At 46.4% G+C, this 20853-nt stretch carries 18 protein-coding genes; 7 read left to right on the top strand and 11 right to left on the bottom strand.

Annotated features, from left to right (window positions below):
- Positions 1-7: 7 nt before the first annotated feature.
- The 10 genes from LA303_RS06825 to LA303_RS06870 all read right to left on the bottom strand — a co-directional run bounded on the left by LA303_RS06825 (position 8) and on the right by LA303_RS06870 (position 11786).
- A complete protein-coding gene (locus LA303_RS06825; protein ID WP_240524541.1) occupies positions 8-2131 on the bottom strand; it encodes a S9 family peptidase in 2124 nt (707 codons plus the stop codon).
- Positions 2132-2204: 73 nt separating this feature from the next.
- Positions 2205-4373: a hypothetical protein gene (locus LA303_RS06830; RefSeq protein WP_240524542.1), complete on the bottom strand. Its 2169-nt coding sequence runs from the start codon at positions 4371-4373 to the stop codon at positions 2205-2207.
- A gap of 71 nt (positions 4374-4444) precedes the next feature.
- Positions 4445-5299, bottom strand: a complete 855-nt coding sequence (hypB, locus tag LA303_RS06835; RefSeq protein WP_240524543.1) for a hydrogenase nickel incorporation protein HypB — start codon at positions 5297-5299, stop codon at positions 4445-4447.
- A 13-nt stretch (positions 5300-5312) separates the two neighbouring features.
- The gene (hypA, locus tag LA303_RS06840; RefSeq protein WP_240524544.1) at positions 5313-5660 is read right to left on the bottom strand and encodes a hydrogenase maturation nickel metallochaperone HypA; all 348 of its coding nucleotides are present in this window, start codon (positions 5658-5660) and stop codon (positions 5313-5315) included.
- Between the two features lie 11 nt (positions 5661-5671).
- A complete protein-coding gene (locus tag LA303_RS06845; protein WP_240524545.1) occupies positions 5672-6670 on the bottom strand; it encodes a dihydroorotate dehydrogenase-like protein in 999 nt (332 codons plus the stop codon).
- A complete protein-coding gene (locus LA303_RS06850) occupies positions 6633-7145 on the bottom strand; it encodes a hydrogenase maturation protease (RefSeq protein WP_240524546.1) in 513 nt (170 codons plus the stop codon). Before LA303_RS06850 ends, LA303_RS06845 begins: the two co-directional genes overlap by 38 nt.
- A gap of 5 nt (positions 7146-7150) precedes the next feature.
- On the bottom strand, positions 7151-8605 hold the full coding sequence (locus LA303_RS06855) for a Ni/Fe hydrogenase subunit alpha (protein WP_240524547.1): 1455 nt from the start codon (positions 8603-8605) through the stop codon (positions 7151-7153).
- Between the two features lie 12 nt (positions 8606-8617).
- The gene (locus LA303_RS06860; protein WP_240524548.1) at positions 8618-9166 is read right to left on the bottom strand and encodes an NADH-quinone oxidoreductase subunit B family protein; all 549 of its coding nucleotides are present in this window, start codon (positions 9164-9166) and stop codon (positions 8618-8620) included.
- 11 nt (positions 9167-9177) lie between these two features.
- A complete protein-coding gene (locus tag LA303_RS06865) occupies positions 9178-9888 on the bottom strand; it encodes a 2Fe-2S iron-sulfur cluster-binding protein (RefSeq protein ID WP_240524549.1) in 711 nt (236 codons plus the stop codon).
- A gap of 11 nt (positions 9889-9899) precedes the next feature.
- Positions 9900-11786: an NAD(P)H-dependent oxidoreductase subunit E gene (locus LA303_RS06870; protein WP_240524550.1), complete on the bottom strand. Its 1887-nt coding sequence runs from the start codon at positions 11784-11786 to the stop codon at positions 9900-9902.
- 117 nt (positions 11787-11903) lie between these two features.
- Between LA303_RS06870 and hypF the strand changes: the two genes are divergently transcribed.
- From hypF to hypE, 4 genes are read left to right on the top strand one after another with little or no spacing between them, the layout of a single operon-like run.
- Positions 11904-14177 (top strand): carbamoyltransferase HypF, encoded by a 2274-nt coding sequence (hypF, locus tag LA303_RS06875; protein WP_240524551.1) that lies wholly within the window; start codon positions 11904-11906, stop codon positions 14175-14177.
- Positions 14178-14188: 11 nt separating this feature from the next.
- Positions 14189-14458: a HypC/HybG/HupF family hydrogenase formation chaperone gene (locus LA303_RS06880; protein WP_240524552.1), complete on the top strand. Its 270-nt coding sequence runs from the start codon at positions 14189-14191 to the stop codon at positions 14456-14458.
- Positions 14455-15537 carry a hydrogenase formation protein HypD gene (gene hypD, locus LA303_RS06885; protein WP_240524553.1) on the top strand — a complete coding sequence of 361 codons (1083 nt, stop codon included), beginning with the start codon at positions 14455-14457 and terminating at the stop codon, positions 15535-15537. Before LA303_RS06880 ends, hypD begins: the two co-directional genes overlap by 4 nt.
- 12 nt (positions 15538-15549) lie before the next feature.
- Positions 15550-16566: a hydrogenase expression/formation protein HypE gene (gene hypE, locus LA303_RS06890; RefSeq protein WP_240524554.1), complete on the top strand. Its 1017-nt coding sequence runs from the start codon at positions 15550-15552 to the stop codon at positions 16564-16566.
- Between the two features lie 15 nt (positions 16567-16581).
- Here hypE and LA303_RS06895 read toward each other — a convergent pair whose 3' ends face one another.
- Positions 16582-16983: a hypothetical protein gene (locus LA303_RS06895; RefSeq protein ID WP_240524555.1), complete on the bottom strand. Its 402-nt coding sequence runs from the start codon at positions 16981-16983 to the stop codon at positions 16582-16584.
- Between the two features lie 374 nt (positions 16984-17357).
- On the opposite strand from LA303_RS06895, the gene LA303_RS06900 reads away from it, so the two are divergent.
- The 3 genes from LA303_RS06900 to LA303_RS06910 all read left to right on the top strand — a co-directional run bounded on the left by LA303_RS06900 (position 17358) and on the right by LA303_RS06910 (position 20798).
- Complete coding sequence (locus LA303_RS06900; RefSeq protein ID WP_240524556.1) at positions 17358-18137, top strand: porin family protein; 780 nt, start codon at positions 17358-17360, stop codon at positions 18135-18137.
- Positions 18134-18781, top strand: a complete 648-nt coding sequence (locus LA303_RS06905; protein WP_240524557.1) for a redox-sensing transcriptional repressor Rex — start codon at positions 18134-18136, stop codon at positions 18779-18781. Before LA303_RS06900 ends, LA303_RS06905 begins: the two co-directional genes overlap by 4 nt.
- A 127-nt stretch (positions 18782-18908) precedes the next feature.
- Positions 18909-20798 carry a M1 family metallopeptidase gene (locus LA303_RS06910; protein ID WP_240524558.1) on the top strand — a complete coding sequence of 630 codons (1890 nt, stop codon included), beginning with the start codon at positions 18909-18911 and terminating at the stop codon, positions 20796-20798.
- The last annotated feature ends 55 nt before the right edge of the window (positions 20799-20853 follow it).

A 20853-nucleotide genomic window follows, 5' to 3' on the forward strand; every position in this document is an offset into this window, starting at 1 on the left:
TTGTCAATTATGAATCTGATGATGTTTTCTTTTCTTTTAACCATTTATCCAGCCATTTAAAGAAAGTCCGTTGCCACAAAATACCGTTTTGTGGTTTCAGAACCCAGTGGCTTTCATCCGGGAAATAAAGAAATTCTGCCGGTACATGTCGCAGAATAGCGGCATCAAAAGCCTGCATGCCTTCAGTAACTGGAATGCGGTAATCGAGTTGGGAATGAATGACTAAAATAGGTGTGTTCCAGTTTTGTACAAAATTACTTGGTGAAGCGGTAGCATAGCTGCGTTGGGCTACTTTGTTGGATTTATCCCAGAACGGGCCGCCTAAATCCCAGTTAACAAACCACATCTCATCGGTTTCGAGATACATCGATTTCAAATTAAACATCCCGTCGTGGGCAATGAAAACTTTAAAACGGTGGTTTTGGTTGTGGCCGGCAATCCAGTAAACTGAAAATCCGCCAAAGGATGCTCCGACAGCACCCAGCCGGTTTTCGTCGATGTAAGGCTCTTTTTTCAATGAATCAATGGCACTAAAATAGTCTTTCATCACCTGTCCGCCGTAATGCCCGCTGATTTCTTCGTTCCATTTGGTGCCAAAGCCGGGAAGTCCGCGCCGGTTGGGGGCTACAATGATGTAGCCGTTGGCTGCCATAATCTGAAAATTCCAGCGGTACGACCAAAACTGGCTCACGGTACTTTGCGGTCCACCCTGGCAGTAAAGCAAAGCGGGATATTTTTTATGCGGATCGAAATGCGGCGGATAAATCACCCAGGTTAATTCCCGCTTGCCGTCGGTGGTTTTTACCCAGAATTTTTTGATTTTACCCATGGTAAGCTGGTCCATCAGGTTTTTATTGGTAAAAGTTACCTGGCGGGCTTTCCCGTTTTGGGCATTTACGGCATAAATTTCCGTAGGCATGGACATGCTCATGCGCGTGGCATATAGCGTGTTTCCTGCCGGGATGACTCCGGTATAATCGTGAATACCCTCGGTTACCTTGGTGATTTTGTCCGTTTTTACATCCAAGCGGTAAATGTCATCGCGGGCATGCCAGTCGCTGATGAAATAAACGGATTTTCCGTCTTTGCTCCACTGCAAACTGTGGGCATTCTGGTCAAAGTTTTTGGTGTAATCGGCTTTTTTGCCGGTTTTCAGGTCCATGATAAACAACCGGTTTTTGTCCGATTCATAGCCATTGTGTTTCATGCTTTCCCAAGCCATGTATCTTCCGTCAGGCGAAAAAACCGGGGCCACATCGTAACCCATCATGCCTTTGGTCATGTCCACGGTGGTTTTTTTGGCAAGGTTGTAAAAATAAATGTCCGAATTGGTCGAAAGGGTGTAAGCCAGTCCTTTCAGCTTGCGGCAGGTGTAAGCAATGGTTTTTGAATCGGGTGTCCAGTTGATTTGTTCCATGCCGCCAAAAGGTTGCAGCGGACATTGATACGGTTCGCCTTTCATAATGTCCGTAATGTTTTTCAGCGAATGGCCATCGTAATCGGCTACAAAAACGTGGCTGTAACTGTCCACCCATTTATCCCAGTGCCGGTACATCAGGTCGGTGTAAATGCGGCCGGTGGTTTTGGGCAGATCGGGATAGATGTCGCGGGGCGTTTTATCCAGTTTTACCTGTGCGGTGAAAAGAATTTTTTTACCATCAGGCGAATATTTAAAGCCGGTAATGCCGCCTTTAAAATGGGATATTTGTACCGGATCGCTGCCGTCAGGATTCATTTCCCAGATTTGCATGGAACCGCTGCGGGAAGAAAGGAATCCGATCTTTTTGCCGTCGGGACGCCATACAGCATTGTATTCGCCGGCTGCAGTGTGGGTAAGTTGTTTTTCATTTTTCCCGTTTACATCAATGCGGTAAAGCTCGCGGTTTCCTTTGTTTTGTTTTTTGCTGTAATACGTTACGCCATATACCAGCGTTTTTCCGTCGGGTGAAAGCTGCGGGTCGCTAAGACGGCCGAAAGACCACAATACTTCCGGTGTCATCAGGTCACTTTTTAACTTGAGATGGGGTTTTTCGATAAGGTTGGCTTCCTGTTGTTTTTTGACTGGGTTTTGCTGCTGACAGGCCGTAAAGCTTAAGGAGACAACCAGCAGAAAAAGGATATATTTTTTCATGGTTAAAGTTTTGGATTTTTAAAGTTACAAAAGTAATCAATTGTGAAGGTTAGCAAAAGGAGAAGCGGAAATTTTATTGAGAATAAATCAGCACCGGAACACCGGAAAGATGGAGTTGCAGGTTTCCGTTTGCTTCGCTGAATGGAAGTGTTTGCCGGGTAAGTATGGAAACGATTTTGGTAACATGTCTGTCAACAGAAAGCGTTTCGGCTTTGGATAGAAAATGTTCTTTGGTAGTGGGGCGCCAGGCAATGAGAATGTATTTCCCGGTGGCTTCATTTTTTAACAAATAGGCATAGACATTTTTATCTTCACGAATGATTTTTTCGAAATGGTAATTGCCGATGGCTTGTTGAAGGAAAGCAAAGGCTTGAAAAGAGCGTTTTTCGCGGAAACCGGTTTTGTACGAACCGCAGAGGCCTGAGCGGTTGTGCAGGAAAGAATGGTAAGCCACATTGGCAAAGTAATACCAGTAAAACTGCCGGGTACCCAGGCGCCAGAGAATCATGGCCATACGTACACCATAAATGGCCTGGGTTTTTTCTGATACACACTCGCTGTGGGTGCAGTTTTCGCCGCCGCCCCCGCTGTCGAAACCAAATTCGGTTACGTACACCGGCCTCCCGGGTAGATTTTTGTTCCTGAAACGCATCAGGTTGGCCATGGACCATACCGCTGACCGCGGGTCTTCGGGATTGACGGCCGTGCGCTTTCCGTTTTCCTGGAAAACATACGAATAGATGTGCGTATTGAGTCCTAAAATTTCTTTTGATGAAGTGTTGTCCAGATATTTTGAAATGTAACTGTTGTCGTCGCTGTATGGGTCAAAAGCCTGTACGGCACAAGGTAGCACCGGAACTCTGGCCGCCGAATGGATACCTGCGCTCATGCCGGCCAGTATTTTGCGGTAAGTAGCCGGATTGTAATTCCAGGGTTCATTACCGATTTCAATCATGCTGACAAGATGTTCTTTTTTACAGAAATGTTCTGCATAAGCTTTCCCAAAAGCAAAGGCCTCGCGGTACGTATTTTTCCACAACGTGTCGGGGAAATTATCCTGCTTGAATGCCAGCGTAATGTCAATGTGAAAGCCGTCCTGTTTCCAGACTTTATATTCGCGGTCCCAGTTAAGCCAGGGTTTGGCCGGTGTTCCGGCACCGGCAGCCATTTTATTGAAATCGGGTGTTTGTTGCGGATTTTTCATGTCCCAGTCGAGTCGTTCGTAACTGCGTACGTTTTTACTGACGGCAATGAATTTCTGTGGTCCTGTGCCGGGTTTCAGCCGGTCGGAATATACGCTGTAACCCCAGCCCCAAATGGTGTTGATGCCGAAAGCCTGTGCAAAAGTGTTGGACGAAGGCCGGGCAGCCGGCGGCGGGCCGTACGGGCCGTACCGGTCGTATGCATCAAATTCCCATAAGACGGCTTTTTGATAATTACGCAATGGGAGCGTGAAAATTACTTTCAGATAACGGGCTTGTACCGTACGTTGTAACGGCTCGTATAAAAACGGAATGGCTTTGGGATTCAGACGAATCACCGGCTGCCAGTGCTGTTTGTCGCGGCTGGCCATCACCCGGATGTCCGTAACGGAAGTGCTGTTGAGCTGCCGGCTGCTGATCCAGCCGATGTTGCGAATTTTTCCATAGTCGAAAAGAACCGATGCTGTAGGCAGCGAGTGCAAAGCTGCCAGCTCAAAAAGCTGAAACGGTGCCTGGGATTCCAGCCTGACGGTGATAATTTTTTCCGGAGTCTCCGGCCGGTAACCTTTAAGTTGGAAATTTTCAGAAGGAGCGTATTTGTACCGGAAAAACCGGTGGTCTGCGGTTTGTAAAATTAAATAGAGCGTGTCTTTTACATTGGCTTTTAAACTCAAAAGCAACAACTTGGATGCCGGCTGTAACCGCAGGGTGAGCTTCCCGCCGGTAATGTTTATGCTGGTGTTGGTGTTTCCGTCAAAAGCCGGATTTTTGATCGGAAGGGCGGGTGTGAGCCGGTAGTATTGCGGGTGCAGAAAATAGTTTAAACCGGTTTGCGAGAGGTATCCGTTTGGCAACGGACTGCCCGATTGCCAGAAAGTATGTGGATTGCCATCAGTGATGAAAGAAGCATTTTGTCCTGAGCTGACGGTAACCTTGGCTGGATAAGGATGCACCAGCCCTGCATCCGGTTGCCACGATTGTGCCGGAAGGTATAAGCTTAAAAGCAAAAGCAAGTATGAAAGAAAAAAACGTTTTCCCATGCGTGTTTTGATTGTCTCGCAAAGTAAAACGTTTTTTGCCTTTGGTTGTTGCCCTGATCCTGATTTCCGGGCTATTCTTTTTTCATTTGTTGTCTGAGCCATTCATACCAGGCATTCATGCCTTCGCCGGTAGTAGCCGATACTTCAAAAAATTTCAGATGATGATTAACCCGCAGGGCATATTCTTTGGCTTTGGCTACGTCGAAATTGACGTAAGGCAGTAAATCGGTTTTGTTGATGATACAGATATCGGCCGACAGGAACATGTCGGGATACTTGATGGGTTTGTCGTCGCCTTCGGTAACGCTGATGAGTACCACCCGGCTGCTTTCGCCGAGGTCGAAGAGGGCGGGGCAGACCAGATTGCCCACGTTTTCAATCAGGACCACTGAATTTTCTTTAGGGTTCAGTTTTTTTACCGCTTTATTTACCATGTCGCTGTCGAGATGACATCCCTGGCCGGTATTGATTTGCACAACAGGAATTTTCTGTTTCTCGATGCGTTCTGCATCGTTAAAGGTTTGCTGGTCCCCTTCGATAACGTAAAAAGGAATTTCCTGCTTGAGGTCGTTGAGTGTTTTTTCAATAAAAGTGGTTTTGCCGGATCCGGGTGAACTGACAAGGTTCAGCGCCAGAATATTCTTGGCTTCAAAATAGCCGCGGTTTCGTTCGGCCAGCAGGTTGTTGCTCTGCAGGATATCCTGTTCCAGCTCAACAACTGTTTTGGTATGGGCATGTTCGTGATGGGCATGCTCGTGATCGTGATGATGATGTCCGTGCACATGGGGATGCGCATGCGTGTGTTCATGATCATGGTGATGATGTTCGCCGTTTTTCATCGAGATTTCTTCCCGATTTATTTCACCGGGTTTGGCGATGATGATATTTGTTTCTGTGGAATTGCCACAACCGCATGTCATACACATAATGCTGTTTTTTTTAATTTTTAATCACTGTCATTCTTTTAATTCTCAATTCTTTACCCGAAATAATGTCGCAAAAGGGATTCCCGCAGTCGGGACAGGGGTCGAAACTGCTTTCGGCAACGAACACTTTTCCACAGGCGGTGCATTTGGCTTTGGCCGGCGGCCGGTTGATTTTCAAGTTGGCATTTTCCAGTGCCGTGTGGCGAGTGCCCGCATCCCAGGCAAAGTAAAATGCATCCATTTCCACGCCCGAGAGTTCGCCGATATCCAGCTCAATGGATTCCACGGCATTGGCCTGCTGCTTTTGTCGCTCGGTTTCTGCCGTGTCCACAATGCTCATTACAATGGATAACTCATGCATTTCACACAAAGTTAAAAAATTTCTTCAAAATCTCTTTTCATATACTGAATACGTTCGAAACGGGCATCTGTAGTCTGGTAGTCCAGCGATTTTCCACGGAAGTCGTCCAAACACTCAAAATGATGTTTTTTCATCCAGTTTTCCAGTCCCTCCAGTATTTTAGCGATATGGGGAATGCCGTTTTGGAAAAGGGTAGAACAGATTTCCACCGCTTTGGCTCCCACAAGGATTTGTTTGATGAGTGCTGTATCGTAATGGATTCCCGTGGAAGCAACCAGATCGCAGGGGATGTGATGGCCGCTCAGCAGGGCAATCCACCGCAAGGGCAGACTCATCTCTTCCGGTGATGAAAAATGTTCGCGGCTAACCACTTTTAGCGTGTCGATATCGATATCGGGCCGAAAATAGCGGTTAAACAACACCAGTCCGTCCACGCCGGCATCCACCAGCCGGTTGATGATACTGCACAGATTGGTGAAGAATGGTCCCAGTTTGATGGATACCGGAATGCTGACTTCCTTTTTGACTTTTTTCAGGATCTTTACATACAGGTCTTCGATTTCGAGACTGGTCATGCTGTTGTTGAACGGAAAGATGGAAATGTTCAATTCCAGTGCATCGGCACCGGCATTTTCTATTTCGCGTGCATATTTCGGCCAGTTGTCGGCACTCTTACAGTGAATGCTTGAGATAATCGGAACAGTATTGTCAATACTTTTGGCTGCCTGGAGAAAGTGTAAATAATGATCTAAAATAGCCTTCCGGGAGAGATTCATTACTTTTTCTTTGGCTTCTGAAAACCAATAGTATATTTCATTCTCATTACTTTGCTTTAGTTTAGCTTCCACACTTGAATCCATTTGTTCCTCAAAAATAGATTTGAGAACAATGGCTCCGGCGCCGTAGCCAATACATTGCCGGATCGTTTCAATGTCTCCGGTGATTCTGGAACTGCTGATAATAACGGGATTCTTAAGCTTTAATCCCATGTAAGTGGTTGAAAGATCCATGGTTTTTCGATTGGGGTAATAAATCATTTAAAATAAGTTCCCTGACCGCATCAAATCCGGCAGAGAGATTCTCTAATGCCTGATGTGTGGGCTTTTGATTGAATTGCCAGGCATATCCACGTAAATGTAAGAGATACGTTACCGGTTTTTTTTCAAAAAGATTCTGGCAAAGGTGCAAAACGTAGGCTGGCGATACGGCGTGCATGGTGAATTCTACCTGTGTCGGAGAAGGTTTGAGCCGCGAAAGTTCATATTGCCGGATTTTTTCCTGCGAAGCATCGGCAAAAATCACGATGTCGTAATGCGACATTTTCTCTGCATCTTCAATATTCAACTGATAGTTGGTATCGACATCTATTGTATTGTCCGGAAGGTTTTCGGTAGCCCATTGTTTTATTTTTTCGGCGCATAGCACGCCAAGGCCGTCATCTTGCCGGCCGGGGTTGCCATATCCGTAAAAAAGAATTTTACTCATGATTGTCAGTCTTTTATTTTGTGATCCAGAATCTCGTCGTTTTCATTGACAAGGGTCATTTCCAGTGGCATTTGTCCCAAAGCGTGGGTAGCACAGCTCAGACAGGGGTCGTAAGCTCTGATGGCTACTTCCACAGCGTTCATCATGGGCTCGGTGATGGTTTCCTGTCCGTTCATAAAAGCATGGGCGGTGCTGGCTACGGCCCGGTTCATGGGCTCGTTGTTGTTGGTGGTCGAAACAATCAGGTTGGCCATGGTAATCATATCGTCATCGTTAATTTTATAATGATGGAACAGCGTTCCGCGGGGTGCTTCGATGACGCCGACACCTTCGTAATGTTTGTTGCCTTTGACTACCAGATTGTCTTTTTGTAAATCCGGGTCCTGCAGCAAATCGCGAATCACTTCGGCAGCATGCAGAACTTCAATCAGTCGTGCCCAGTGATAGTGCAGGCTCATATTATTGGGCTTGCCATTGGTGTAAGCTTTGTATTCTTCAAATTCCTTTTGTGCCAGGGGGGTGGGTATAAAATCGCAGGTGTTCAGTCGTGCCAGCGGGCCTACGCGGTACCAGCCTTTTTCTTTGCCGAGGTGTTTCAGATAAGGAAATTTCATGTAACTCCAACTACGAACTTCTTCCTCGATGTAATTATAATATTCGTGGTAATCCACATCATCAAGAATCCGGTTTCCTTCGGCATCCACGGCACGCAATACGCCGTGATAAATGTCGAAAGCACCGTCTTTTCTGACAAGACTCAGGTGGTTAGACGGAAAACGGGCGAATTCATCAACTTTAGCACGGTTTTGTTTATGGTAACTTTTGAAAAAATCCAGCGCACCGAGCGACCATTCCACCATTTTGTCGGCATTGAGCGGGTCGGGACCTTTTAGCAATTCATCGCGTTCGGTGATGCTCAGGTTTTTGTTGATGCCGCCGGGGATGGCTCCGGTACCGTGGATTTTCTTTCCGGCGGTACGCAGGATAACCTCTTGCCCGAATTTTCGCATCATCACGCCCTGCACGGCGAGCTCTTTATTGTTCATGGCAATGCCGATGATGTTGCGAATTGCCGGGTCGCCGTCAATTCCAAAGAGAAAGTCGGGGGCACTTAAATGGAAAAAGTGCAGTACGTGCGACTGGAAAAACTGACCGTAATGCATGAGCCGGCGCATTTTCTCTGCCACGGGCGTCAGTCCGTCGCCGTTTCCGGCGCCCACAATTACGTCCATGGCTTTGGCAGCGGCAATGTGGTGGCTGACGGGACAGATGCCGCAGAGACGTTGTACCAGAACAGGTGCTTCCCAGTAGGGGCGTCCCTGAACAAAACGTTCAAAGCCTCTGAACTCAACAATGTGTAGCCGGGAATCGATTACTTCGTGATTGTCATTCATTCTGATGGTTACTTTTCCGTGCCCTTCCACGCGGGTAACCGGTTCGATGGTTATTTTTTTTGACATGGTTCTTTCTGTTTAATCAAATTTTACAACTTCATATGGCAACTCCATAGGATTTTCTGTGACCAGTGCGTACAGTGCATTCCAGATAAGATCGGCGCGAGGCGGACAGCCGGGAAGAAAATAATCGATTTTAACTACTTCATGACAGGTGTAAACCCGGTCAAGAATGATCGGCAACTCTTCATCGTTAGGAATGATTTTTTCGTGATTTTCCTGCACCGTAGGGCCGTTTAAGTAGGCTTCGTTCAGGCATTCTTCAACGGAGATGCCGTTGCGCATAGCCGGCAATCCGCCCATGATGGCGCATTCGCCAAGCGAAACCAGAATTTTGCAGTTTTCTCTGAAATATTTCAAAATTTCCACATTCTCGCTATTGCAGCACCCGCCTTCGATAATTCCGATATCCACCGGCTTGGTGAATTTTTTGATGTCGTCAATGGGTGATTTATTGAATTCTACCAGTTCAATGAGGTCCAGAATTCTTTCGTCAATGTCAAGAAGTGACATGTGACAGCCGAAACAGCCGGCAAGTGAAGTGGTAGCAATTACTTTCTTATTCATTTTTTGCAGTTTTATGATTGATTTTCAATTTCACTTCCAATGGGTTGGTTGTCGTATTTCCGGGTACCAATAGGTTGCTCAAACCCTTTTCCTTTGTAAAGAATTGAGCCTGTCGGACAGTTTTCCATGGCTTTTTTGGCCAGCTCGTCGGGCATATCTGCACCAAGAACAGGGTCTAACACCACTTCGAGATGTTGCCCGCGATTCTTGTAGGCGAAATAATGCCGGCCTTCTTCATCGCGGATGGTTTTAATGCAGCGTTTGCACAAAATACACCGGTTTTGTTCTTTTACAATTTTCGGATTGGAGGCATCCACTTCTTTGCGGGGAAAACTGAACGGGAATCGCGGAACCAGCATTTTAAACCGGTAAGCCAGCGCCTGTAGTTCGCAGTTGCCGCTTTTTTCGCAAGTGGGGCAGAAGTGATTTCCGCTCACAAACAGCAGTTCGACAATGCTCTTCCGTAAATCGTTGATTTCTTCCGTATTGTTTTCAATTTCCATTCCTTCACTTACCGGTGTGGTACAGGATGTCATGAACCGGTTGTTGATTTTTACGGTGCAGATGCGGCAGCATGCTTTGGGGTCGGCGCCTTCGAAATGACAGAGCGTAGGAATGTAAATTCCGTTTTCGCGGGCGGCTTCCACAATGGTGCTGCCTTTCCGGGCGTAAATGGTTTTTCCGTCCAGCGTGATCTTTATTTTATTTTCTGTGTTTTCCATGTTTTGGTTTTTTAAAAATGATGAAATACCGGTTTTTTATTTAAATATTTTCGGGAAGCTTCTGTGGCTTTTTCCAGGCTGAATCCGCTGTCGAATTGTGTCAGGCTCTGGATTCGCTGCTCGTACAGATGCCGGAAATGGAAAATGGAAGATAAAATGGGGTTACCTGCCGTTTGTCCCAGTCCGCAGCGGCTGGCTTTCAGTATTTTTCCCCAGTTGAGCAAGTCGTAAATGTCTTGCCGGATGCCGTGCCCGTCAATAATTTTTTGCAGCTTGTTTTTCATCAGTAGCGGGATATTACGGCAAGTGGAGCAGGATGCGCAGGATTCTTCGATGAAGAAGTTCATAAAATTCATGACCACTTCACTAAGCAAGTCACGGCTGTTGTCAAAGATCATGATAGAACCGCCGGTGGGCAGGTCGGAATAACTCAGTTTCCGGTCGAAGAACTTTTCAGCGATCATCATGCCTGACGGTTTGTACCATTTCATCAGTTCGCTGTTGTCCATGTTGTTGACGTCTTTCATGCCGATGATCATACCGGAAGGACCGCCTACCTGGATGGCTTGTACATCTTCGGCCCCGCTCATCGCAACAATTTCGCGTAGCGTGGTTCCCCATTCCACTTCGTAGATGCCCGGAAACCGGCAGTCGCCTGAAATACTGAGCAGCTTGGTTCCCAGTGAGTCTTTGGTGCCGAAACTGCTGTACCACGCAGCCCCGTGATGCAGGATCTTTACGGCAGTGGCCAGTGTTTCCACATTGTTGACAATCGTTGGGTAGCCGAGATAACCTTTCTCTACCGGGAAAGGCGGTTTGTCGCGTGGCTCGCCCCGTTTGCCTTCGAGCGACTCGATAAGCGCCGATTCTTCACCGCAAACATAGGCTCCGGCGCCGAGCTGAATCCGGATGTCGAAGTCAAAGCCGTCCATGCCGGCAATGCTTTCACCGAGAAAGTTTTTTTTCCGCATTTCGGTCAGTTTGCGGTTTAGAAAGTGGTACAGGTATTTGTATTCATATCGTAAATAAAGCAGTCCGATATCTGCTCCGGTGGCGTAAGCGGCGACCACCATGCCCTCGAAGATTAACTCAGGATATTCGGTCAATAAAACGCGGTCTTTAAAAGTGCCGGGCTCGCCTTCGTCGGCATTACAGATAATTACCCGGTGTTTTCCGGCTGTCCGCCGTCCAAACCGCCATTTCAGTCCGGTGGGAAAGCCGGCTCCGCCACGTCCCCGCAGGTTGGATGCTTCTATCTCGGCAATCACTTCTTCCGGACTCATGGTTTTGAGTTTGGACGTCAGGAACGAAAAAGGCTCGTAGTCTTTTTTGAGAATGATTGATTTTTTCCGGATGTTGTTGGTTACCATTGCCCTGATATCGGGATCAGCATTGTTGCCGCTTCCGAAATCTTCGTACATGAGTTCCTCTGCGGAAAGACCTTTCCTCATATCGTCAACCAATTGTTTTACGCGGAAAGGCGTCAGATTGGTAAAAATCTTATCGTTGATGATGGCGGCCGGTTCCTGATCGTTCATGCCGATACAGGAGGTGTCGAACAAGCCGAAAAGCCCATCTTCGGAAACACTTCCGAAAGCGGTGCCGCAGTAGTATTCAAACGCTTCTTTTACCGCTGCTCTGCCCTTTAGCACGGACGTGATGCTGTTGTTCAGGTAGATGTTGTATTTGCCTTTGGGCGTGTTGGAAAAGAAATGGTAAAAAGTGGCTGTTTCCTGAACCTGGGCATAGGAAATGCCGAGCGATTCCGAGAGCTTGCGCATATCGTCTGCGCTGACAAAGCCCTGATCTTCGTGAATGGACAAAAGGATGTCCATTAATCTGGTTTTGTCTTGATCAAATTTCGATAGAATTTGATAAATTTTTTCATCTGTTGCCATGGATAAGATTTTTATGCTACTTTTGTACTGTTAAAAACTTCACAACAAAGATAAAACTATTTTTGTGAAGAGATTAACACATAACAAATTTAAAATCTTTTTAAATTAGCCGGTGAAATGACCAAAACAGCTTATAAAATAGAAGTGAAAGGTTTGGTGCAGGGAGTAGGGTTTCGGCCTTTTATTTACAAACTGGCCCGGCGTCATGCCTTGCGTGGTCATGTGGAGAATAACAACAAGGGCGTGTTAATCAGGGTCGAAGGAGATGAAAAAGCGCTGCTCCGGTTTCTGCAGGATATCCGGGAGGAAGCACCGGCAGCATCGCAAATCAGTCGTATTGATTATGAAAAGATAAAAGCCAACGGCTTTCAGGAATTTTCGATTCGTCAGAGCCGTTCGTATTCCGACGAAGTGACCGAAGTGAGTCCCGATATTGCCGTTTGTGACGATTGCCTTCGGGACATGAAAACCCAGCCGCACCGGATTGATTATCCGTTTACCAATTGTACCCATTGCGGTCCGCGGTTCAGCATTATCAAAGATTTGCCGTACGACCGGCATCAGACCACCATGGCCCCTTTTCAGATGTGCGATGTGTGCCATGCGGAATACACGGATGTGACGGACCGTCGTTTTCATGCACAGCCGGTAGCCTGTAATCACTGTGGACCTGTATATTCGCTTCATCTGTCTTCGGGTGAAACAGAAAACGACTTTTATACCTTATTAAGTAAAACAGCAGCCTTGCTGGACGATGGCCGTATTGTAGCCCTGAAAGGGCTGGGTGGTTTTCATCTTGCCTGTAATGCGCTGGACGAAAATGCGGTACGTTTGTTAAGGCAGCGAAAAAACAGAGAAGGCAAGCCCTTTGCCGTGATGTTTTCCGATATGGCTTTGGTAAAAGAATATTTGCAGGTTTCTTCCGAAGAAGAAAGGCTGTTGCAAAGCTGGCGGCGACCCATTGTGTTGCTGCGCATTAAAAAACCATTGCCGTATCCGGTGAGCAACGGGCTGAATACAACCGGGGTGATGCTGCCGTATATGCCTTTTCATTATCAGCTTTTCGAAAAACTGAAAACGCCGGTATTGGTAATGACCAGCGGAAACCTGTCGGATGAGCCGGTTTTGACCGATAATGCCGATGCGTTGAATAAACTGGCCCCTGTGGCCGATGCGGTGCTTACTTACAACCGCGAGATTTATAACCGGGTGGACGATTCGGTAGCCATGGTCGTAAACCGGAAAGAACGGCTGATACGACGTTCGCGGGGGTATGCTCCGTCGTCGGTTCCGCTTTCTTTGCCTGCCGAAGGAGTTTTTGCCGCCGGCGCCGAACTGGTGAATTGCTTTGCCGTAGGAAAAGGCGACAAGGTTTTTTTAAGTCAGTATATCGGCGACTTAAAAAATCCGGAAACCCTCGGCTTTTATGAAGAATCCTATCAGCGGTTTTGCCGGTTATTCCGGTTTAAACCTGTTCTGGCAGCTGTGGATTTGCATCCCGATTATTATTCCACAAAGTTTGCCCAAAAAACCGGTTTGCCGTTGGAATTTGTCCAGCATCATCATGCACACATTGCTTCCTGCATGGCTGAGCATCAGCTTGATGAGCCGGTAATCGGAGTCAGCTTCGACGGTACCGGTTTGGGAACCGACGGGAAAATATGGGGCGGTGAGTTTTTGGTGTGCGACCTGCAGGATTTCCGGCGGACGTATCATTTTGAATATGTTTTGCAGCCCGGTGGCGATGCGGTCATCCGGCAGCCCTGGCGCATGGCGCTGGCTTATCTTTACCGTTATTTTGGAAAAGATTTTTTGACCGGACGATACAAAAAATGGTTCCCTTTTCTGGAAAAAGAGACTTTCGAACTGTTTTTGTCCATGATGGAAAGCAAGATTAATTGTCCCGAAACGAGCAGCGCCGGCCGGTTGTTTGATGCGGTGTCTGCTTTGCTGGGTATTTGCACCCGTTCGACTTATCATGCCGAAGCCCCCATGCGTCTGGAATCGGCAGCCGACGAGCACATCTCATCGGCTTATCCGGTGGATATCCGGAACGGAGAAATCTCTTTCCGCCCTGTTTTTGAAGGATTGCTTCGGGACAGGGAAAACGGGATGCCGGTTTCGGAAATGGCCGGCAAATTTCATCAAACGGTGGTAGAAGTTATTATCGCGACAGCGAAAAAAATAGCGTCCGAAACGGGTATCCGGAAAGTGGTCCTTTCTGGCGGGACGTTTCAAAATAGAATCGTATTGGCAAAAGCAGAAAACCGGTTGCGTGAAGCCGGCTTTGCTGTTTACAGTCATCAGCAGGTTCCTTCCAACGACGGAGGGATTGCCCTGGGACAAATGGCGGTGGCGGCCAAAAGAAGAGTAACGAACAGTAATAATTAAAAAAGAAAATTATGTGTCTGAGTATTCCGGCAAAAATTGAAAAAATCGAAGGGGAAACAGCGGTTTGTTCCGTAGGTGGTTCCACTTATCAGGCCAGTTTAATGATGTTGCAAACCGAAGAGCTGGCACCGGGTGATTATGTGTTGATTCATACCGGTTTCGCTATTCAGAAACTGGATAAAGAAGAAGCGGAAGCCAGCCTGAAGGCTTTTGATGAATTTAAAAAACTGAATGAAGAAATGGACCGCGAAGAACGCGAAACCAACCAACGGCTGATATGAGATATATTGATGAATTCAGAGACCGTGATACGGTACGGGCACTGGCTGCCGAAATAAAGAAAATTTCTACCCGGCCGGTAAAACTCATGGAAGTGTGCGGCGGGCATACCATGTCGATTCAAAAATTTGGCCTTCCGGCTTTGTTGCCCGATACGGTGGAACTGATTTCGGGACCGGGATGTCCGGTGTGTGTTACCAGTCGTTCGTATATCGACAAAGCTGTGGCTTTCAGTCAGCAGAAAGATGTGATTATTACCACTTACGGCGATTTGATTCGTGTGCCCGGTTCGGAAAGTACGTTGGAAAAAGAACATGCTGCCGGAGCGGATGTCCGTGTGGTTTATTCGGTGCTGGATGCCCTGAAAATTGCCCGCGAGCAGCCCGCCAAAAAGGTAGTTTTTCTCGGGATCGGATTTGAGACGACAGCCCCCGGTACGGCCGTGGCCATTTTGCAGGCAGCCCGCGAAAAGCTGACAAACTTTTTTGTGTACAGTGCCCATAAAGTGATGCCGCCGGCCATGGCTGCGCTGATTGATGAAGGGGTGCAAATCAACGGTTACATTGGCCCCGGACATGTGAGTACGATTACCGGAAAAGGAATTTATGAAGATATCCCGAAAAAATTTGGTCTCGGTGTGGTCATCAGCGGCTTTGAACCGACCGACCTGATGCAGTCGGTTTTGATGCTGATCAGGCAGATAGAAACCGGAAAGCCGCAGGTGGAAATTCAGTATAAACGGGCGGTAAGACCTGAAGGAAACCGGAAAGCCAAACAAATGATGAACGAAGTTTTTGAGCCCGGCGACGACTGGTGGCGGGGACTGGGCGTTCTGAAAGACAGCGGACTGAAGATCCGGCCGAAATATGCGGCTTTTGATGCGGAAAAAAATATCCGTGCCGACGGAATGGTGCCTCTGCGAGAACCCAAAGGGTGCATTTGCGGCGATATTCTGAAAGGTATCAAAAAACCGAAAGACTGCCGGTTGTTTGCCACGGTGTGTACCCCCCGCGATCCGGTGGGCAGCTGTATGGTGTCCGGCGAAGGGGCCTGTCAGGCTTATTATTTGTATAACCGGTAAAAAATAAATCGAATGAAAGACACGAAAATATTGATGGGACACGGCAGCGGCGGTTTGATGACGCACGAACTGATAGACCGCTTGTTTGTCCGTTATTTTAACAATCCCGTGCTGCAGCAGCAGGGCGACTCAGCATTGTTGCCACTTTCCGGAAAAAATCTGGCTTTTACCACCGATTCGTTTGTGGTGGACCCGGTGTTTTTCCCGGGCGGGAATATCGGAAAACTGGCAGTGGCCGGCACGGTAAACGATCTGGCGGTTTCCGGTGCCGTGCCCCGCTATCTGAGTGTGGGTTTTATCCTTGAAGAAGGATTGATGCTGGATGAGCTGGAAGAAATTGTGAAAACCATGGCCGAAGAAGCTGCCCGCGCCGGTGTGCTGATTGCCACGGGCGATACCAAAGTGGTGGAAAAGGGAAAATGCGACAAAATTTTCATCAACACCAGCGGCGTGGGCGAAATAAACGAACGGCGGCTTTCCATCAGTTCCGGAAAGGATATCCGGCCGGGGGATAAAATCATTATCAACGGCGGCATTGCCGAACACGGTATGGCCATTATGACAACCCGCAACGGCATGAATATTTCTTCGCCGCTGTTGTCCGATTGTGCTTCGCTGAACGGCCTGATCTCGCATGTGTTCGAAGTATCGGAAAACATCCGTTTTATGCGCGATCCCACCCGCGGCGGACTGGCCACTGTGCTGTCGGAGTTGGTGCAGCAAAAAGATTTCGGTATCCGGATTCAGGAAGACAAACTGGTGATAAAAGATACCGTAAGAGGCATTTGCGAATTGCTGGGATTTGACCCGCTGTTTGTGGCCAACGAAGGAAAAGTGGTATTGATCGTTCCTGAAAATGAAGCCGACCGGATAGTAACCGCCATGCGGGAACATCCTTTAGGCAAAGAAACTGCTGTAATTGGTGAAATAACCGACCGGCATCCTGGCAAAGCCTGGATAGAAACCATTGTCGGCGGCGAGCGGATGCTTGATATGCTTTCAGGACAACAACTGCCGCGTATCTGCTAACCTGTTTGCCCGTGGTTATCCGCCGTATGCTTCATAAAATTTTTGCAATTCGGTAGCCACATCTTCAAAAGCCACATAATGGTTTGAGCAGCCGGTTCTGGAGCACAGGCTTACCCGGCCGCCGGTTTGCAGCAGCAGCGAAACCATGGGCGCATCACATATTTTACATTTTTCATGGCTGTTGAGTATTTTGTTGCAATGCGGGCAACTAAACGTTACAATTTCTTCCTGAGCCAAAGGGACATCCGTTTTGTAATCAAAACACTCATAGTATGAGCACAAGTGAATGACGCCTCTGCTTTGCTGTGTCTGGATGTTCAACCGGATGGAAGGTTTACCATGCAGCGGAGCTTCTTTGTCCATCAATGATTTGCCGCAATGCGGACATTTTACCGCTAATGAAATGTGTTTCTTCATTTTGTTTCTCTTTTATTTTTGAACGCAATATACAATAAATACTGTGTAAAAGCAAGTTGTATGTTTAATAATTAACAGAAGTTTTTTCCGTTTTTTTCTCAACGATGGGAAAAAACGGCTGTAAAAGAAATTCAGTAAGAATCTTTTTTTAATGGATCCGCTCTCTTTTTCAGGTCAGCCGGACTACTGAAGTGTTGCGCTATTGCAGAGAAATATTATTTTTGTTGGCGTAAAGAACACATTGAACAAATTTAGTTATTTTATAATTTGTTTGTATTCAGCACGTAATGTTTTGTGCTTGGTATTTTTGTAAGTAAATCTTTCCTTCGTGGAAAGGGTGGTTTTTAATGGTTAGAAAAGAAAAAAAGGGGTTTATGAAGAAGATATTTTTACTTGGTTTTGCAATTTTTTTATCCTTTTCATTGTTTGCCCAAAGCACTTTTCGTAACCGGCTGAGCTTTGGTGTGGAACTGGGGCCTTCATTCAGCAGTGTACGCGATGCGGGATTGAGTAATTCCGAAGGCCGGACTGCTGTGAATGGTGGGATTTTTGCTCAATATGATATTTCAAATACTTTAAAAGTAAGTTTGGGGTTGAATTATGACCCGCGTGGTTTTTCCACGTCATACCAGTCGCCTTATTTAATTCTTTCGGATACCGGTTATATCGGATACAACAGTTATTATGCTTACGATATGACCTATACGATTGATTACATTACGCTTCCTTTGAATTTGACTTATTTAAGCGGCGGAGATAAATGGCGGTTGCTGGTAGAAGGCGGAGTTTATCTTTCTGTGGCGGTTACTTCGCGGGTTAAAGGTTTTAGCGGAACTTATATTGATCCGGATGATTTGCCTTATTATGGCGATTCCACTTTGACTTCCGGATATCACATGACCCATTATGATACCTCAGCCTCTGACTTTTTTAATCCTACCGATGTCGGTTTTCATTTTGCTTTTGGCGTGATTTACCATCCGACGGCCCAATGGGCGATTACTTTTAAACCCGGATTTAATTTTGGTGTATCAGCCATTGTTTCCAATCCGGATATTGATATGAAATGGGATCGAATTCTTAAAATAAATGTGGGAGTCATTTATAAAATTCATCCTTTTGTTAAACCGAAGAACGAATATATTTTACAATGATAAATCATTTACCAGCCAATACCGTCGAACGTTTAAGTAATTATCGGCGTACTCTTCGTTTATTGTTAAGCGAAGAAAAAACCCACATTCATTCGCACCAATTGGCACATTTACTGAAAATCAATCCGGCTCATGTGCGTCGTGATTTGATGCTCATTGGCTTTTCCGGAGATATCCATAAAGGATACAATATCGCCAAATTGATTGAGAGTATTGGAGAAGCGATTGATTGCGTACATGTTCAGAAAGTGGCTTTTGTCGGTGTGGGTGACTTGGGACGTGCTGTGGCTGACTTTTTTAATAATCAACAAACCAAACTGAAAGTAGCCGCTACTTTCAGGATCGGTCAGGAACCGGGAATACAATATCCCGATGTAAAATGCTATAATATTTCTCGCATGAAAGAGATTATGCGTCGCGAGAATATTGAATTATGCGTTCTTGCGGTTCCCAATGATTTTGTTCCTGAAATTTCCCGGATTATAGTAGAATCCGGGGTAAAAGGAATCCTTAATTTCACTTCATCCCGGCTGAAAGTTCCCAAAGAAATTTATGTGGAACAGTATGATATGATCAGTAAGCTGGAAAAACTGGCCTATTTTACCAATAAAGATTCGTGTCCGGGAGGATCATCTGTTTCGTAAAGGAAATTTTATTTGTGGAACCGTTTTGCGGATTCTCTGTAAAAACGGGGAAAAATAATCATTGTGGTTTTTTCGCCTGACAAATAAGGAAGAATTGCCTAATTTTACAGGCAAAAACCAAAATCCCATGAAAAAGATTTTCTTTATTTTGACAACAATGGTGTTGTCAATGGTCTTTTTGTCTGTGCAGGCACAATCGAACCAGCTTATTCCCATTGAAGTACAAAAAGCTTTGGCTAACGGAACGCGTTCCAAAACAGGAGCGCCGGGGCCCAATTACTGGCAAAATCATGCCCGGTATCAAATACAGGCTGAGTTGTTGGCAGCGCAAAGCCGGCTAAAGGGAACGGAAAAAGTGGTCTATTTTAACAATAGCCCGGATACGCTTAAAATGTTGGTAATAAGGTTATATCAGGATTTTTATAAAAAAGGGGCCGCGCGTGCCTGGAATATTGGGGCTTCGGATCTGACCAACGGAGTAAAAATAGAGTACGTCAAAATTAACGGAAAAACGGTAAAAATGCCGGATACCTATTTTGGCTACTATATGGGAACCAACCGGATCATTCGTTTGCCTCATGTCTTGAGTCCGGGAGATTCACTAACGCTTGAAGCTGCCTGGCAGTTTCATATTCCGGAAAAAGAACGTAACCGGATGGGAAACTATGGAAAAGGCCGTTTTTTTATTGCCTACTGGTATCCGCAAATTAGTGTTTACGATGATATCAGTGGTTGGGATCGAATTGAGTTTAATGGAATTACTGAATTTTACAACGATTTTAACGATTACGATATTCGCATTACCACCCCTCCCGGATATGCCGTATGGGCTACCGGTCATCTGGATAATCCCAAAGAAGTTTATGCTAAACCGGTTTTAAAACGATACGAAAAAGTCCGGAAATCGGACAAGATCATGGCTGTGATTTCACAGAAAGACTGGGACAAGCACAATGTTTTAAAAGGCAACGGTTCTCATACATGGCACTTTACAGCTGATAATGTAACCGATTTTTCGTTTGCTGCCACCCGTCGCTACAACTGGGATGCTTCATCGGTTTTGGTGGATTCGGCCACCGGACGCCGGGTGCGTGTGGATGCCATTTATCCTGATTCGTCCAATACTTTTCAGCGGGCGGCTTATTATGCCCGCAAAAGTGTTGAATTTATGTCGTTTCGCTGGCCGGGATACCCTTATCCTTACGAACACATGACCTCATTCAGTAACGGTACCGGCCGGGGCGGTATGGAAACGCCCATGATGGCCGATGATGGCGATCCGAAAGATTCGGTACAAACAGCCAATTTGGTGTTTCATGAAATTTCGCATACTTATTTCCCGTTTTTTATGGGAACCAATGAACGAAAATATGCCTGGATGGATGAAGGATGGGCTACCTGGTTTACCGGAATGTTCAGTGAACAGTTTTCCCCTAAATTTCCTTATTTCCAAGGAAGAGCCCGGCTCTTTAGCCGTTACAGCGGGCGCGAAATGGAAATGCCGCTCATGATTCCGTCAAATCTTATCTGTAACTTTTTGTATTACCGTATTCAGGCATATACCAGACCCGGACTGGCTTATCAGTTTTTGCGCGAAGCCTTGGGCGATACGTTGTTTAAAAAGGCATTACATACTTTTATGAATCGCTGGCATGGAAAACATCCCATTCCGTTTGACTTTTTCTATACGTTTGAGTCGGTGACCGGAGAAAACCTGATGTGGTTTTTTAAACCCTGGTTTTTTGGCCCGGGTTATGCCGACCAAGCTGTAACAGGAGTTTTGCCGGATAACCGGATTGAGATTAAAAATAGGGGAGGCTTGCCCATGCCGGTTCGCGTGGTTTGTACTTATGCCGACGGATCCAAAGATGTTTTTGTCCGGCCGGTTTCGGTGTGGAAAGAGGGGGAAAAGAAGCTCCTGATTCAGGCGGATAAGGCCAAAACCATTCGAAAAGTGGTTTTGGGAGATCCTAGAATACCGGACGTCTATCCGAAAAACAATATCTGGAAGAAATAAATTTCTTTTTCTTATGCTGAAAACATCCGTTTGTCCTGTCAATTGAAAATTTTAA

The sequence above is a fragment of the Candidatus Sulfidibacterium hydrothermale genome, assembly GCF_020149915.1.
Taxonomy (GTDB): Bacteria; Bacteroidota; Bacteroidia; order Bacteroidales; family F082; genus Sulfidibacterium; species Sulfidibacterium hydrothermale.

What these genes read in the sequence shown, in the direction of transcription:
- LA303_RS06825 (WP_240524541.1), bottom strand. Translation starts at nt 2,131, where the DNA reads ATGAAAAAATATATCCTTTTTCTGCTGGTTGTCTCCTTAAGCTTTACG.
- LA303_RS06830 (WP_240524542.1), bottom strand. Translation starts at nt 4,373, where the DNA reads ATGGGAAAACGTTTTTTTCTTTCATACTTGCTTTTGCTTTTAAGCTTA.
- hypB (WP_240524543.1), bottom strand. Translation starts at nt 5,299, where the DNA reads ATGTGTATGACATGCGGTTGTGGCAATTCCACAGAAACAAATATCATC.
- hypA (WP_240524544.1), bottom strand. Translation starts at nt 5,660, where the DNA reads ATGCATGAGTTATCCATTGTAATGAGCATTGTGGACACGGCAGAAACC.
- LA303_RS06845 (WP_240524545.1), bottom strand. Translation starts at nt 6,670, where the DNA reads ATGGATCTTTCAACCACTTACATGGGATTAAAGCTTAAGAATCCCGTT.
- LA303_RS06850 (WP_240524546.1), bottom strand. Translation starts at nt 7,145, where the DNA reads ATGAGTAAAATTCTTTTTTACGGATATGGCAACCCCGGCCGGCAAGAT.
- LA303_RS06855 (WP_240524547.1), bottom strand. Translation starts at nt 8,605, where the DNA reads ATGTCAAAAAAAATAACCATCGAACCGGTTACCCGCGTGGAAGGGCAC.
- LA303_RS06860 (WP_240524548.1), bottom strand. Translation starts at nt 9,166, where the DNA reads ATGAATAAGAAAGTAATTGCTACCACTTCACTTGCCGGCTGTTTCGGC.
- LA303_RS06865 (WP_240524549.1), bottom strand. Translation starts at nt 9,888, where the DNA reads ATGGAAAACACAGAAAATAAAATAAAGATCACGCTGGACGGAAAAACC.
- LA303_RS06870 (WP_240524550.1), bottom strand. Translation starts at nt 11,786, where the DNA reads ATGGCAACAGATGAAAAAATTTATCAAATTCTATCGAAATTTGATCAA.
- hypF (WP_240524551.1), top strand. Translation starts at nt 11,904, where the DNA reads ATGACCAAAACAGCTTATAAAATAGAAGTGAAAGGTTTGGTGCAGGGA.
- LA303_RS06880 (WP_240524552.1), top strand. Translation starts at nt 14,189, where the DNA reads ATGTGTCTGAGTATTCCGGCAAAAATTGAAAAAATCGAAGGGGAAACA.
- hypD (WP_240524553.1), top strand. Translation starts at nt 14,455, where the DNA reads ATGAGATATATTGATGAATTCAGAGACCGTGATACGGTACGGGCACTG.
- hypE (WP_240524554.1), top strand. Translation starts at nt 15,550, where the DNA reads ATGAAAGACACGAAAATATTGATGGGACACGGCAGCGGCGGTTTGATG.
- LA303_RS06895 (WP_240524555.1), bottom strand. Translation starts at nt 16,983, where the DNA reads ATGAAGAAACACATTTCATTAGCGGTAAAATGTCCGCATTGCGGCAAA.
- LA303_RS06900 (WP_240524556.1), top strand. Translation starts at nt 17,358, where the DNA reads ATGAAGAAGATATTTTTACTTGGTTTTGCAATTTTTTTATCCTTTTCA.
- LA303_RS06905 (WP_240524557.1), top strand. Translation starts at nt 18,134, where the DNA reads ATGATAAATCATTTACCAGCCAATACCGTCGAACGTTTAAGTAATTAT.
- LA303_RS06910 (WP_240524558.1), top strand. Translation starts at nt 18,909, where the DNA reads ATGAAAAAGATTTTCTTTATTTTGACAACAATGGTGTTGTCAATGGTC.